We start from the raw sequence: 14,188 nt of genomic DNA, 5'->3' as shown, positions 1-14,188 counted from the left end.
TAGGCTATGTAATGATCAACTAAATTCGGACACTTGGTAAGGTCAGTCTTCGGCTTTTTCTGGCGACAATCACAAGATTGTAACGATGTGGATGCCGCCAGTTGTAGTAATCCATCAGGTAATAACTGATATCCCGCTTTGTGTATATATATGATTATCAACTGACACCGACTTAAGGTCGGTGTTTTTTGTTGTTTTAGTACGAAATTCCTTCAGTATCAATTTAGCACTTTTCTTGAACATAGCGTTGTTGCCCAAATCAGCCAGCAAATCATGACTTCCCCAGCCCCAAGCGACCGTTACACTCGGGCCTTTCTGACAGGTAGGCCAATGGTCGTCCCGGTTTGCCAAGCCTTCAATCGATGACGGTAAGTTAGGTTGAGATTGCAGCCATAGATCCGGACTGTGATCGAGGCTACTGCCTCGGTCCCTGATGGGATTCGATTACGCGCTCCTCTATCAGTTTGTCGCTCTCGAAAGTGCTTTGAATACCTCGGGTTTTGCCAGTCACGGTCTGACCTGTCTCGCCATCACGTCACATCCCTGTTTATCGCCATGCCGGAAAAGCTGCGTCGCCACTACCGACGAGCCAAAACCATCACGCTGATCCTCGATAACTACATCATTCACTAGAGCCAAGGAGGCATGGATGCATGGATGCATGGATGCATGGATGCATGGATGCATGGATGGTGCGGATCCGGTTCTCTCAACGCAACATAAGAACCTGAGAGCTCTGAGCAAACCGCTACAGCCCCAGCAACTCAGCGATATCCGCCACTCGACTCAACATGGCATGGGTCATGGGTGAAGGAAGGGGAATAGGCTGCCATGGGTTACTCCAACTGATGCGATAACAAATGAGGAATTAGCTTAACAGATCCGGGAGTAGAAACTCTCCCAGTTGAATTTGAATGGCCAAGCATCCCCGCTAGAGCCCATGAATTAAGTGTAAACATTACCTTATCAGTTGACTACGCCCGAAATTACGCTCACCTCGTACTTTCGAACGTAATTTAAATAAATACGCAGTCCTCTCCAAGAATTTATAAAATTTCTCATTGTGTAGGTCAGCATCTCGGCGATCAAATCGATACTCTGCATCATCAGGGAAATGCACCAAAGACGCATAATCAGGGTATGCGAGCCTCAATGCACTACACCAAGCTTTACGGATGCGTGTAGCCATGTTATCCGCATCAAAATTAGAGTAATCACCAAGATGACCGTAGTCATCTCGGTTAAACAGTAGCACCACGTGGTAATGAGGATGTTGGCTTGCTACTTGCTCCTTCACCCAGATATAACCCAAGAAGAATGGTTTACCGGTCTTCCCCTTACGGTGACGTGCCGCCTGTATTTGGCTTTTTAGTGAAGCTATAAAGCGCTTAATCACCCTTTCCTCCTCTACCTCCGGTGGAAAGCTTGTCGGCATGTCCGGATCATCCATAACTGGTATCTGGGGAAAGCGTAGATCAACGCGCACTGCAAACACTCGTGGGTAGCGATGCAAGAAGTTCATGATCACACCTAATGACGTTTCCAATTGTTCATGTGATATTTCGCCATACTTGGCTTCTGCATCAATTCGCAAGTTTTCTAGCTCGTCGGCTATTAAATGATACCCAACAATTGACTTCATATACAGACCTATTGTTCGCATGGAATATCCATGCCTTGGGGTTAGATACTCAGGTGACTTCACTTATCGTAATTAATGAGGATTGCTACGTAAAACTTTACGGACAACTGATACCTTGCTCTCTTATCAAACCACTAGGTTTATATATCAACCAACATTTAGCACCCTGTGTTTTACATATGCTTCGCTATGCAGATGTATACGGCTAATGGCTTGTCTCTGATGTACAAGCCTGATGTGCATCTGATTGGTATACACGAAGTGTATATATCACATATTCTCGTTCACATACCCTGTGATACACTCTGATGGTGTATCACTCTCACCCTCGATATATCTCCTACCCCCTCTACCTGGGTATACACCTTGGTGTGTATATCCTCTACGCCGCATTTACCTTGTTATACACTTCGCGTGTATAGTAATACTATTACCGAACTTAGCGACCTCCTAAATCACCGGGGAATACGTGATCACTTTAAATAAAACTCCAGCAGCACCGGATGTTAAGGCAAGAACGTCACTCTGAACTTAGCTTCAACGTACAAGCAACTACTCCATGCCAAGAAATTAACTAGCAAAGAAAATTGACGACCAACATTTACCTCCCCTAAATAGATAAAATTAAACCACCAAGCTAAAAAAGGCTCCCCAAAGGGGAGCCCAGTAAATTGTTAGTTGTTAGCCTTCTCGCTCCATTATCAATTTGCGAATCCAGTCCTCTATTTCTGATTTTTCCCATGCCACAGTCTTGGGCGATGTTTTGAGTTGTGAAGGGAACTTTCCAGCCTTGATTAGCCGGTAGATTGTAGGGCGAGACAGCTTAGTCATTGCTATCAATTCATTTATTTTAATGAGACCCATCTTACTCTCCTTAGATTTTTTCATACCTAAGGTTCGTTGTGTTCATTTTTACATATCCCAGACGCCATCATCACAGTAGGATCCATTACCCCACAATTTAAACTCACTGATCCACAGCAAATACCAAATCACCAACGCCTCACCGATGCTACTACAGGCATTCACATACCAGCTCTCTCTAAAAACCAGTGATGAGCAAGCTCACGCCAACCACGAGAACCAAAACTCTCCCCCCCCATAAGAAGCTAATGAAAATCAATGAAAAAGCACAAGGAGTGGGGATAACAGTCCAAACGTAGATACTATAAATCGACTACAAAAACTCAATAAAAACCCTATGATGACACTTGACTAGCACTATAAAAACTCTAGTATAAAATTTTAATTATTTTTAAATGGAATGAATTTATATGAAAACATCCAGCTATGAACAACCAATAGCAAGTGATTCAAAATACCCATGGGGTGATCGTTTCAATAGATTGAAAGCCACAGAGGAAATGAGAAGATTTGCAGAGTATATTTTGCATCAACTACAATTTGACACCATAAACACTGATTTTGACTCAATTTTATCAATTTTTAATGACCATTTAAAAACCAAGCAAGATTATATTTTCGCAAACTACATTCGAAAGATAGATAGCTCAATCCAGCTAGATAACACCGATGCTATCGCAGAATTTCTATTCAAACAGTTCAGTAGAAACTGCCTAGAGATGGAGCACTTTTATTGGATACAGGTAGCGAACCAAAGAGTGTGTAATTTTGTATTCGCTATAACTAATAATTGGAGTTATTTTTTTGACAAAGACAGTGACCTTTACAAGAAAATCATCCCAAATCTTAGTCAACCAGGGCTAGCTTATTTTAGAAGTAATTCTTTTGAAGACACAATCTCATTAAGCCACATGCGTTTTACCAATAGTCACCCCAGAGCCAAAACTTCTCGTCAAAAAAAAGAAAGGATAATTGAGTATTTTGATCGCTTAGAAGATGGTATCGCTATAAAATCCAAACAACTTCAGCTTATTGAATTGCTTTGGGGTAAAATAATTAAAAGACAAAAACCTAAAAGCTGGTTGAACTTTAAAGAATTAGATGATGAAGATGTGCTATGGATAAAAGACCAGATAGATCAAGAGGACATTTTTTTAAAAATAATTGACGGCAATAGCAATGAAGATATTTCTGAAGCCATTACAACTTACTTTGATTTACTATTCGTATTTAAAGAAAGTGACTGCATAATCAAAGTTGATAAAATCAAAAAATCCCTAACCCAAAAAAATTACAGAAAAAACAACCCACACAACAAGCAATATAACTTTGTCATGAATATAGATATTGAAAGGAAATTAAAAGCAATAACAAAAGCAAAGGGACTAAAAAGAAATGCAGTCTTAGAAGAACTAATTAACGATGCATACTGCAGCATCAATCCCTATGAGAAATAGCATCAACCGTTAAGATCTAACTATAAAAATAACATGTTACATGGGGGCTATTACGCCCCCAGGAAAACTATATTTAATCGAGGAAAACCATCTATATCGCAGTTAACCTGTCTAAATGATCCGCCCACTTTTGCAACCACTCTTTGCACTCATCATTGTATCTGTGGAGGTTATATGTTCCTTCTATGCCCTTTGGAGCATGACCTAGTATTGCCTCCGCAATATCACTTGGGCATTTCAGCTTTGCAAGCCCTGTTCTAACGGTACGCCTAAGGTCATGTGGTGTCCACGAAGGTATATCAATCATTACATTGTCTTTGCGCAATCGCCACGCAGTTTCAGTTAACAACTTTTGAGGTATCGGCTTTTTAGTCAAAAGAGAGGGGAATAAACAATCACCTGTGATTAATTTCAGTGAATGAAGAAAGTCGATAGCTTGTTTGGCAGCTGAACATATCGCTCGGTATCAGTTTTCGTTTCTTTTAAATGGAATGTACCATTACTTAGATCAATATCTCGCCAATAAGCACCACAGATTTCTCCGGTTCGACACCCTGTCCATAGCGTCATTCTGAGCACGTTTTTCTGTGGAATAGTAAAACCAGAACTTGGTAACCAGAGAAGAAATTTTTTTAGCTCTTCATCACTAAGAATTCGAGTTCCTTTTTGACATGTTAAACGCACTTTCGCTAATTTTAATCTTTTCTTTGCGTTCGTAACTGGGTTTACAAAGTGCTCATCCAGTTTACCCGTTCCAATTGCATAATCGAAAGCAGCTGATAGCTCACGAAGAACACTACCAGCTTGAACATTCGCTCCCCGCGCAACAATCTCCATGACCAAAGCCACGATATCGTTAGCTAGCACCTCCGTGGCTAACCTCTCTCCGAATACACGCACAGGATCGTTATAGAGAGTCCTTCGAGTTTCTGCTTGCCCTTTGGGTTTACGGGCTCCAGGTAAAATCCCTCCTTCCTTGGCGTGCCGATCTTCGATGTGCTCAGTCAGGTAAAGCTCGATCATGTCAGTGATGGTAAACGGTGCAACGACTTCAGGTTCCTGCTCGAGCTTGACTTTAACTGCGCTCAGCTCTGTAGCCGGACAGACACCTTGATGCCTCATGAGCTTCAATTCCTTGAACTTGGTCCTTGCCTCCTCCAATGACATGGCAGGAAAGACACCTAAGGTGACTTGCTTTTGTTTACGCGGATTCAAAGGGTCATTGTAGCGGTAGTAAAAGCTTTTCTTTCCCGTTTTCCCGCACGCTACTCGCAATCCTCGGTAATCACCGATGTCGACTTTATCTTTGTCTCCTGGCTTCATCGACTCAATTGCCTTGTAAGAAAGCGGTTTGCTATTCTGGGGCGCAGCCATCACTTACATCCTTTCATATCGTTTTTTATGAGAGAAAAGCGTAGGTTTTCATTCTAATCACGTTCATCATCACACAAACCTACGCTTTAGCCTACGCTTAGAAGCAAGATTCAGTGAGCTTAGGTGAGACAAACTGAACCATGCTGAGCTTTAACAAAGAATAAAGACAGTTTAAGAACAGCAACTTAACGGCGATCAGACATTGATAACAATAGAAAATCTACAACAACACACACCTATGATGCAGCAGTACCTCGGCCTCAAGGCCGAGAACCCGGAGATCCTGCTGTTCTACCGGATGGGCGACTTCTACGAGCTGTTCTATGACGATGCCCGCAAGGCCTCCCAGCTGCTCGACATCTCCCTGACCAAGCGCGGCCAGTCGGCGGGTAGCCCCATCCCGATGGCGGGGGTGCCCTATCACGCCATCGAGGGCTATCTGGCCAAGTTGGTACAGCTCGGCGAGTCGGCCGCCATCTGCGAACAGGTGGGGGATCCCGCCACCAGCAAGGGGCCGGTAGAGCGCAAGGTCATTCGCATCATCACCCCAGGCACCGTCTCCGACGAGGCGCTGCTCAGCGAGCGACAGGACAACCTGATCGCCGCCGTCTACCACGATGGCCGCCGCTTCGGCTATGGCACCATGGACATCGGCTCCGGCCGCTTCTTCATCAACCAGTTCGAGAAAGAAGAGACCCTGCTGGCGGAGCTGCAGCGCACCAATCCGGCGGAGCTGCTCTATCCCGAATCCTTCGCCTTCCTGCACCACGTCGAGGGGCGCCGCGGTCTGCGCCGCCGCCCGGAGTGGGAGTTCGAGCTCGGTACCGCCCGCAAGCTGCTCTGCCAACAATTCGGAACCCAGGATCTGGTGGGCTTTGGCGTCGAGCAGAGCGAGACCGCCCTGTGTGCTGCCGGTTGCCTGATGCAGTACGTCAAGGACACCCAGCGCACCGCCCTGCCCCACATTCGCAACGTGCGCCTCGAGCAGCCGGATCACGCCGTCATCATGGATGCCGCCACCCGCCGCAATCTGGAGCTGACCCAGAATCTCGCCGGCGGTCACGACAACACCCTCTCCGCCGTGCTGGACTGCACCGCCACGCCGATGGGCAGCCGGCTGCTCAAGCGCTGGATCCACCAGCCGATCCGCGATCGGGTGATCCTGAAAGGTCGCCAGAGCACCATCCATACGCTTATCGAGCAGAACCTCTACGATGAACTGGGCAGCCTGCTGCGTCAGGTAGGGGATGTGGAGCGGGTGCTGGCGCGTCTGGCCCTGCGCTCGGCCCGTCCGCGCGATCTCACCCGGCTGCGGCAGGCTTTTGCCCAGCTGCCCGAATTGCAGCGCCTGCTGGCGGAGAGCGAGCATGAGGCGGTGCAGCAGCTGCGCGAGCGGGCCAGCACCTTTCCCGAGCTGCTCGACCTGCTGGAGCGCGCAGTGATGGAAGTGCCGCCGGTGCTAATCCGCGATGGTGGCGTCATCCGTGACGGCTTCAATCAGGAGCTGGACGAGCTGCGGGATCTCGCCAACGGCGCCACCGCCAGCCTCGCCCGCATCGAGGAGCGGGAGAAGCTGCTGACCGGCATCAACACCCTCAAGGTGGGTTACAACAAGGTGCACGGCTTCTATATCGAGGTGAGCCGCGCCAACAGCCATCTGGTGCCGGCCCACTACATCCGCCGCCAGACCCTCAAGAACAACGAACGCTACATCATCGATGAGCTGAAGAAATATGAGGACAAGGTACTCACCGCCCAGTCCCAGGCGCTGGCGCTGGAAAAACGGCTCTACGAAGAGCTGCTCGATGCCCTGCTGCCCCACCTCGGCGATCTGCAGGATTCCGCCGCCGCACTGGCGGAGCTGGACGTGCTGGCCAACCTGGCCGAGCGGGCCGAGACCCTCGACTATCGCTGCCCGACCCTCATCGATGAGGATCAGATCCTGATCGAGGCGGGCCGCCATCCGGTGGTTGAGCAGGTAATGACAGATCCCTTTATCGCCAACCCCATCCGGCTGGAGCGAGAGCGGCGGATGCTGATCATCACGGGTCCCAACATGGGCGGTAAATCGACCTACATGCGCCAGACCGCGCTCATCGTGCTGCTGGCCCATATCGGCGCCTTCGTGCCTGCCGACAGCGCCCGCATCGGCCCCATCGACCGCATCTTCACCCGCATCGGGGCGTCGGATGATCTCGCCTCCGGCCGCTCCACCTTTATGGTGGAGATGACCGAGACCGCCAATATCCTCAACAACGCCACCGCCCGCAGTCTGGTGCTGATGGACGAGATTGGCCGCGGCACCAGCACCTACGACGGCCTCTCGCTGGCGTGGGCCTGTGCAGAACAGCTGGCGAGCAAGATTGGCGCCTACACCCTGTTTGCCACCCACTACTTCGAGCTGACCCGCTTGCCCGAGCTGATGAGCGGGCTGGCCAACGTCCACCTAGATGCGGTGGAGCACGGCGACACCATCGCCTTTATGCACGCGGTGCAGGAAGGGGCGGCCAGCCGCTCTTACGGTCTGCAAGTGGCAGCGTTGGCAGGGGTGCCGAAATCGGTGATCCAGCAGGCCCGTCACAAGCTGCATGAGCTGGAGAGCGCCACTCCGGTCGCCGCCGGTGAAAGCCGCCCAGCCCCGGTGGCCCTCGCCCCGCAGCCTCATCCGGTGGTTGAAGAGCTGGAAGCGGTGCGCCCGGACGAATTGACCCCCCGTCAGGCCCTCGACCTGCTCTATCGCCTCAAGCAGCTGCTGTAAGCAGCTGCCGCCGCGCAAGCATGCAAAAGGGGAACCGCGAGGTTCCCCTTTTTATGTTCAGCGCATCATATTCAGCACCCGGCAAACCAGTCAGGCCACCGCCCGCACCTCTCCACGGGCCCGCAACAGACTCTGACGCCCCTGCCAGTAACCCTGCAGATAACCGGACTCCAGCTTGACCGGATCCTGGGTAAAACGGGAGACCATGAAATCGGCCGGTGGCGCGATCACCTCGATCTCGCAATCGGCAGGGGGATTGGCAATGAAATCGAGCGCCCGGTTGTAGGCGCGATCCCGCTCCAGCATGGCTTGCGCCAGCGCAGGCTGGGTTTTCAGCAAGGCTTTGACCATCCAGCAGAAACGGGCCGGCTTCTTGCGATATCCCCAGGGCTCCGACAGCACCACCGTCATCCGACGCGCCCCACGACGATAGGCCTCGATCACCGGAATGGAGTCGCTGATGCCGCCATCGGCCATCGGGCGACCATCGACGCAGGGGGTATCGTGCTGCACCACCGGCAGAGCGCAGGTGGCAGTCAGCACCTCATCCATGTTGTCGGGCCGCACCGGCAGATAGATGGCCTTGCCGCTCGCCACATCGGTCGCCACCGCGTAAAAGGGAATGTCGCGGGCGCAGAAGGTCTCGAGATCGAGCGGGAAGCGATAGCGACTGGCTTGCCACAGCCAGCCGATGTCCACCAGATCGCCCCCTTTGACGAAACGCAGGGGATCGAGAAACCGGGAGCTGCAAGCCAGCTCGGTGATGATGTGGTGACTGCGGCGCGGCTGCTCGCTCAGGTAGGAGACCAGATTGGTGGCACCGGCCGAGACGCCCATGACGAAATCGAACGGGTAGTGGTGACTTTCGACAAACGCATCGAGCACGCCGCTGGCAAAGATGCCGCGCATCGCGCCCCCTTCGACAATCAGGGCGCAAGGGTGGGGATTAAACATAACAAGGCTCCGTCAGCTGTAATACCTGCCGGGATCGATCCCGGCCCAGTGATGGACGCCTTCATGCAGAACATCAAGACGCCGCAGCAGGACGATTCAGGCTCACTCGCACAAGCCAGAAGCGGGCAGGAGCAAACCTGAACCGTGAAGCGACCCCCAGTATATGCAGCGCACCAACCTTCAAAAAATGAATTTAAATAATAAAAAGCATGCCTTTTGGGCATGATTTAGCACATCAGCAGAGACGGCCCTTTATCCGGTAACAGCCCCATCAGGATCAAGGTAGCCCGGGCCCGAACGTCCCGTCGACGGGGTTGTAGTGGTACGCCCGATAGTCAAAGTCCACCTTATCAAGGCGCGGATTGGCCAACTCGAACAACAGGCGTCCGGGGAGCTGCGCCTGCTCGAGGGAAGGTTTGAAGTGGCGCAGCCAGAGCTGTTGCAACGAGCCATCCCGCCACGCCAGCTTGAGCCCGACCGAGAGGCGGCGGATGGCGGCCTGATTATCCTTGTGGGTGTAGAAGAGGTGGAGGAAGGGATAGTGCAGCGCCACTCGCCGATCCACGGTGAGGCCGGGCAGATCACTGTGCTGCTCCTGCTCGATAAAGAGCTCGTTGGCACCGCGGCAGAAGAGATCGATGCGACCGCGCGCCACCAGCTTGAACAGCCGCTCGTAACCGTCGATCTCCTGCACCTTGAATCCCCCATGACGCAGGATCTCCGCATCCTGCCAGCCACGCCCCTGCCCGTGCAGAAATTGCTGCAGCTCGGTCAGGGTATTGATCCTTGCCACCGCGTCGGCCTGCTGCGGACTGACAAAGCAGATGCGATAACCGAGGATGCCCAGCTCCACCGGAAAACGGACGTAATCCAGCGCTCCGCTCTCCGCGGCCGGACGCAGACTGTCGGCCACAAACAGATTGGGGTATTGCTGAGTCTGCACAATCTGTCGCATCCGGATACGGTTCATCGGCGGCGCGGTTCGCAGCTCGTAGTCACCGAAGCTATCGCGGGTCTTCTCCAGCGCCAGCTGCAACAGATCGCGAAAATAGAGGGTACGCAAGTCCCGATCGCTCTCGGGGCTGATATGAGTGATGACGTCGCTCGCCCTTAGGGGAGTGGCAAGGAGGGAAAGACTGCACAGCAGCAAGCAGGAAGCGAGGCAATGAAAGGTCATACTGCTCATCCCGGAAATACAGGCTCACTAGAGTGTAGCGCCGGGGCGAGCCGCCTTCTAAATGGAAGCCAGGCCTACCAGAACATCCGGCCCAGCAGGGGTGCCAGCAGCACGGTCACCATGCCGGCGATCATCATCACCATGCTGGAGACCACCCCCTCTTCGTTACCCATTTGATAGGCCTTGGCGGTACCGGCGCCGTGGGCCGAGGCGCCAAAGCCAGCCCCCTTGCCGAGGCGACTGCGAATGGCCAGCACGGTCAGCACGCTCTCCCCCACCGCCATACCGATGACGCCGGTCAGCACCACAAACAGCGCAGTGAGATCGCTCTGACCACCGATGGCGCGGGTCGCCTCCACCGCAAACGGCGTGGTGATGGAACGCATCGCCAGACTGCGCTGCAGCATGTCGGAGAGATCCAGCCAGCGAGCCAGCAGCACGGTACTGCCCACCGCCATGATGACCGAGGCAACCACCCCGACCGATAGCGACAACCAGTGGCGACGAATGAGCTGGCGGTTCTCGTAGACCGGCACCGCGAAGGCGACGGTCGCCGGGCCCAGCAGCCAGAGCAGCCAGTGGGATTCCGCCATGTAATCCTGATAGGGGATGTGGAACAGCAGCACCACGGCCACCAGCAGGGTCGGCGCCAGCAGCAGCGGCATCAGCGGCAGGATCCGCTTTTTGCCATAGAGCCATTTGCTGGCGTAGTAGAAGAGCAGGGTGAGGGCGAAGCAGATCAGCCCGAGCAGGGTATCAGACATGACGACGACTCCGGCGGGCCAGTTTCAGTTCGAGGCGGTAAATCCGATCTACCACCAGCGCCGTGGTGCCGAGTACCAGGGTGGTGCTCACCAGCAGCACCACCATGATGCGCCACCCCTCCTGCAGCAGCAGATCCTGATAGTTGACCACCGCCACCACGGCAGGAACGAAGAACAGCAGCATCTCCGCCAGCAGCCAGCGAGCCCCCGCGCTGAACCACTCGGCCTTAACCACCCCGAGCAGGATGCAGGCCAGCAGCAACAGCATGCCGGTGAGGTTGGCGGGCAGCGGCAGATGGAGGGTACGCACCGCGGTATCGGCCAGCAGCCAGATGGCTGCCAGCAACACAATCTGGAAGGGAGTCTGTAACCAGCGCAAGCAGAGGGCTTTCATGATCATCGTCTTTCTGTGAACCGGCTCACAGTATAGAGTTGAGCAAAACCTGCCAGAAATGAATTAAAATTATCGAATTCATGCCGCATAGGCATACTTCATCCCGTACCCGCCAACACGAGTCGAGAGAGTCCATGGATATTCGAGCCTTGCGCTATTTTGTCGAACTGGTGCGGGAAAAAAGCTTCACCCGCGCCTCTGAAAAGCTGTTCGTCACCCAGCCCACCATCAGCAAGATGATCCGCAATATCGAAGAGGAGCTGGGCCAGCCCCTGCTCAACCGGGAAGGGCGCCGCTTCACCCTGACCGACAGCGGCCAGGTGCTGTTCAACCGTGCCCAGACCATCTTGGCGGAGATGCAGCAGCTGGAGGCCGAACTGGCGGATCTGCAGAGCCTGCAACATGGTCGCCTCACCCTCGGCATTCCCCCCATGGTGGGTCACGTCTATGCAGATCTGATCCGCGCCTACCGCACCCGCTACCCCAAGGTGGAGCTGACCCTGGTGGAGTACGGCGGTCGCCGCATCGAACAGGCGGTGCTGGAGGGGGAGCTGGATCTCGCCATCACCATGCTGCCGACCAAAGAGGGGGGCGCCCTCAGCGCGCTGGAGCTGGATCAATACCCGATCCGGGTGGTGCTGCCTGATCAACCCCGCTGGCATGGCGAGGCACCGCTGCGGCTGGAGTCCCTGCAGGAGGAGCCCTTCCTGCTTTATACCCAGGCGTTTACCCTGAGCGAGCGGCTGGAGCAGGCGTGTCAGGAAGCGGGCTTTGTGCCTCAGGTGGCGGCGCGCAGCAGCCAGTGGGATTTTCTCACCGCCATGGTACGCAGCGGCATGGGGGTCGCCTTCTTGCCGGAGCCGGTCTGCCACCGGCTGACCCCGGATGGTCTGGTGCTGCGGCCACTGGAGCCCGAATTGAGCTGGCGACTCGGGGTGATCTGGCCGAGCGAGCGCTATCTGTCGCGCACCGCCGAGGCCTGGCTGGCCCTCTGCCGCCAGCGGCAGGCACCTCAGTAATCGCCGAAGCGATCGGTCTGCGGATTGTAGAAGTAGGGGCGGTAATCGAAGCTGATCCCGTCGAGGAAGGGGTTATCCAGTCGCAGCAGTCGGCGCTGGGAGAGCTTGGCAAAAGCGATGGCCGGGCCAAAGCTCTTGCGCCACAGAGCCTGTAGCGAGCCATCCTGCCACGCCAGCTGCAACCCCCGCTCGACCCGCTGCAGTGCCTCGCGATTGTTGGGATTGGTGTAGAAAACCCGGGGCAGCGGGTAGTAGATCAACAAGGCGTCATCCACCAGCAGATCCGTCATATCCTTGTGGGTAAGCTGCTCGCTGCGCAGCTCGCTCACCCCGCGGCAGAAGAGATCGAAGCGGCCCCGCGCCACCATCTTGAACAGCTTTTCGTACCCCTCCACTTCCACCACCTCCATCCCGGCGTAACGCAGGATATCCACATCCAGCCACCCCTTGCCCTGACCGAAGGTAAACTGCCGCAGCCCCTTGAGGTCGGTCACTTTGCTTACCGCCACCTTTTGCTGCGGGCTGACAAAACAGATGCGGTAGCTGACGATCCCCAGATGGATGGGAAAACGGACATAGGCGAGCCCCAGATCCTCGCGGGTGCTGCTGTAGCTGTCCATCACAAAGAGGTTGGGATAGCTGTCGAGCTGCATGCTGAGCCGCTCGCGCGCCTTGGTCATGGGCGGCGCAGGCTCCAGCAGATAGTCACCAAACTGGTCGCGGGTCTTGTCGAGGGCGAGCCGCAGCAGCTCCCGATCATAAGTGGTACGCGGATCCCGCTCGCTCTCCGGGCTGATGAAGGTAAACCGGGTGGCCGCCTGTCCGGTCAGCGACAACATGCAGAGCAGAGCGGTGGCCAGCAGATGCAGGGGTGACATAAACCGCGCCTTGGCTGAAGGGGGTACTTTCAGTGTAGCCCTGAGCGTGGGCGCTCGGCCCTGCCCCCCCCACGCTCTCCTCCCCTTTTCGGCCAGTCGCATCCATCAGCCTACTCCCCCACCGGAGGCGTTCTTCTGAGCGCTGTGGCATAACGCTGATAGGCAGCAGAGTCGCGCACCTGCTCGATAGCATCCCACACCTGCCGGCTTTGTCGGGGATGGGCCTGATAGAAGCGGTGAGAGAAGACCAGATAGTAGGGCTTCTCCACCAGCACCGGCGACAGCCGCTCGATGCGAGTCTGCAACGCGGGATGGGCCGCCAGAATACTGTCAGCCACCTCGGTCTGTATGGCGGTCGCCTGCGCCCGATCCATCACCAGCTTTTTCAAAATGATCAGCGGGTCACGGCTGGAGTCATCCACCTCGGCTCCCGCAGCCTGCAACAAGTCGACGATGGAAAATCCTGACTGGGCCGCAACCACGCCATTGACCCTGAGGGTGGTGCCATCCCACTGGCTCTTACCCCCCTTGAGCTGGTAAAGACTGTAACTCTCGGTCAGCAGCCGCTTGGCAGGGTCGGGTTTGCCCTCACGCATGGGATAGACCCCCACTGTGGTCGCCCGCTCGACGCTATAGCTCATCTTGATGGCCGCATCCATCTGGCCACTGCTCACCCGAGAGAGGCAGCGCTTCCACGGTAGCGGCGTCAGCACGATCTCGGCATCAAGAGCGGTAGCAACCGCCTTGAGGTGATACTGCACAACCCCCTCCCCCGATTGCAGCAGCCAGGGGTAGGAATCACTGTTTTCAAAGCAGGTACGCAGCGTAAAGGCAGGGGCCGCACTGCCGGTGGCGGGCAGCAGCAACGCAATAAAGAGCAGATAGCGGGCAGATGCGCGCATGGGCC

At 54.5% G+C, this 14,188-nt stretch carries 12 protein-coding genes and 1 pseudogene; 3 read left to right on the top strand and 10 right to left on the bottom strand.

The features are described from left to right. Positions 1-15: 15 nt before the first annotated feature. From ACTG27_RS19230 to ACTG27_RS19220, 3 genes and pseudogenes are all read right to left on the bottom strand, one after another. Positions 16-136 (bottom strand): annotated as a pseudogene (locus ACTG27_RS19230) (IS3 family transposase); the annotation flags it as partial. 822 nt (positions 137-958) lie between these two features. Continuing rightward, the gene (locus tag ACTG27_RS19225; RefSeq protein WP_439980202.1) at positions 959-1,642 is read right to left on the bottom strand and encodes an inovirus Gp2 family protein; all 684 of its coding nucleotides are present in this window, start codon (positions 1,640-1,642) and stop codon (positions 959-961) included. 681 nt (positions 1,643-2,323) lie between these two features. Then, positions 2,324-2,506 carry a helix-turn-helix transcriptional regulator gene (locus ACTG27_RS19220; protein WP_162517042.1) on the bottom strand — a complete coding sequence of 61 codons (183 nt, stop codon included), beginning with the start codon at positions 2,504-2,506 and terminating at the stop codon, positions 2,324-2,326. Between the two features lie 410 nt (positions 2,507-2,916). Here ACTG27_RS19220 and ACTG27_RS19215 point away from each other — a divergent pair, with 410 nt between their 5' ends. Then, a complete protein-coding gene (locus tag ACTG27_RS19215) occupies positions 2,917-3,963 on the top strand; it encodes a hypothetical protein (RefSeq protein ID WP_139729618.1) in 1,047 nt (348 codons plus the stop codon). Between the two features lie 411 nt (positions 3,964-4,374). Here ACTG27_RS19215 and ACTG27_RS19210 read toward each other — a convergent pair whose 3' ends face one another. Beyond that, positions 4,375-5,337, bottom strand: coding sequence for a tyrosine-type recombinase/integrase (locus ACTG27_RS19210; RefSeq protein WP_439980201.1), 963 nt, complete (start codon positions 5,335-5,337; stop codon positions 4,375-4,377). A 202-nt stretch (positions 5,338-5,539) separates the two neighbouring features. Between ACTG27_RS19210 and mutS the strand changes: the two genes are divergently transcribed. Then, positions 5,540-8,095 (top strand): DNA mismatch repair protein MutS, encoded by a 2,556-nt coding sequence (gene mutS / locus ACTG27_RS19205; protein ID WP_439980200.1) that lies wholly within the window; start codon positions 5,540-5,542, stop codon positions 8,093-8,095. A 90-nt stretch (positions 8,096-8,185) separates the two neighbouring features. Here the strand turns inward: mutS and ACTG27_RS19200 are convergent, their stop codons facing one another. The 4 genes from ACTG27_RS19200 to ACTG27_RS19185 form a co-directional block, all read right to left on the bottom strand. Further along, entirely contained in the window at positions 8,186-9,049 is an 864-nt protein-coding gene (locus ACTG27_RS19200) for a patatin-like phospholipase family protein (protein WP_139740563.1), read from the bottom strand. 277 nt (positions 9,050-9,326) lie between these two features. Then, complete coding sequence (locus ACTG27_RS19195; protein ID WP_439980199.1) at positions 9,327-10,226, bottom strand: hypothetical protein; 900 nt, start codon at positions 10,224-10,226, stop codon at positions 9,327-9,329. Positions 10,227-10,300: 74 nt separating this feature from the next. After that, positions 10,301-10,990: an LrgB family protein gene (locus ACTG27_RS19190; protein ID WP_041210813.1), complete on the bottom strand. Its 690-nt coding sequence runs from the start codon at positions 10,988-10,990 to the stop codon at positions 10,301-10,303. Beyond that, positions 10,983-11,384, bottom strand: a complete 402-nt coding sequence (locus ACTG27_RS19185) for a CidA/LrgA family protein (protein ID WP_139740561.1) — start codon at positions 11,382-11,384, stop codon at positions 10,983-10,985. Before ACTG27_RS19185 ends, ACTG27_RS19190 begins: the two co-directional genes overlap by 8 nt. Positions 11,385-11,518: 134 nt before the next feature. On the opposite strand from ACTG27_RS19185, the gene ACTG27_RS19180 reads away from it, so the two are divergent. Next, complete coding sequence (locus tag ACTG27_RS19180; RefSeq protein ID WP_103252113.1) at positions 11,519-12,403, top strand: LysR family transcriptional regulator; 885 nt, start codon at positions 11,519-11,521, stop codon at positions 12,401-12,403. Here ACTG27_RS19180 and ACTG27_RS19175 read toward each other — a convergent pair. Next, positions 12,397-13,281, bottom strand: coding sequence for a hypothetical protein (locus ACTG27_RS19175; RefSeq protein ID WP_439980197.1), 885 nt, complete (start codon positions 13,279-13,281; stop codon positions 12,397-12,399). The two genes, ACTG27_RS19180 and ACTG27_RS19175, sit on opposite strands and share 7 nt — an antisense overlap. 110 nt (positions 13,282-13,391) lie before the next feature. Continuing rightward, on the bottom strand, positions 13,392-14,183 hold the full coding sequence (locus ACTG27_RS19170; RefSeq protein ID WP_439980196.1) for a substrate-binding periplasmic protein: 792 nt from the start codon (positions 14,181-14,183) through the stop codon (positions 13,392-13,394). Positions 14,184-14,188 lie beyond the last annotated feature (5 nt).

This window comes from Aeromonas sp. 97A (genome assembly GCF_051919185.1).
Lineage (GTDB): Bacteria > Pseudomonadota > Gammaproteobacteria > Enterobacterales > Aeromonadaceae > Aeromonas > Aeromonas veronii.
The sequence above is the reverse complement of the archived record's forward strand: the minus strand, read 5'-3'. Positions and strand labels throughout refer to the sequence as shown.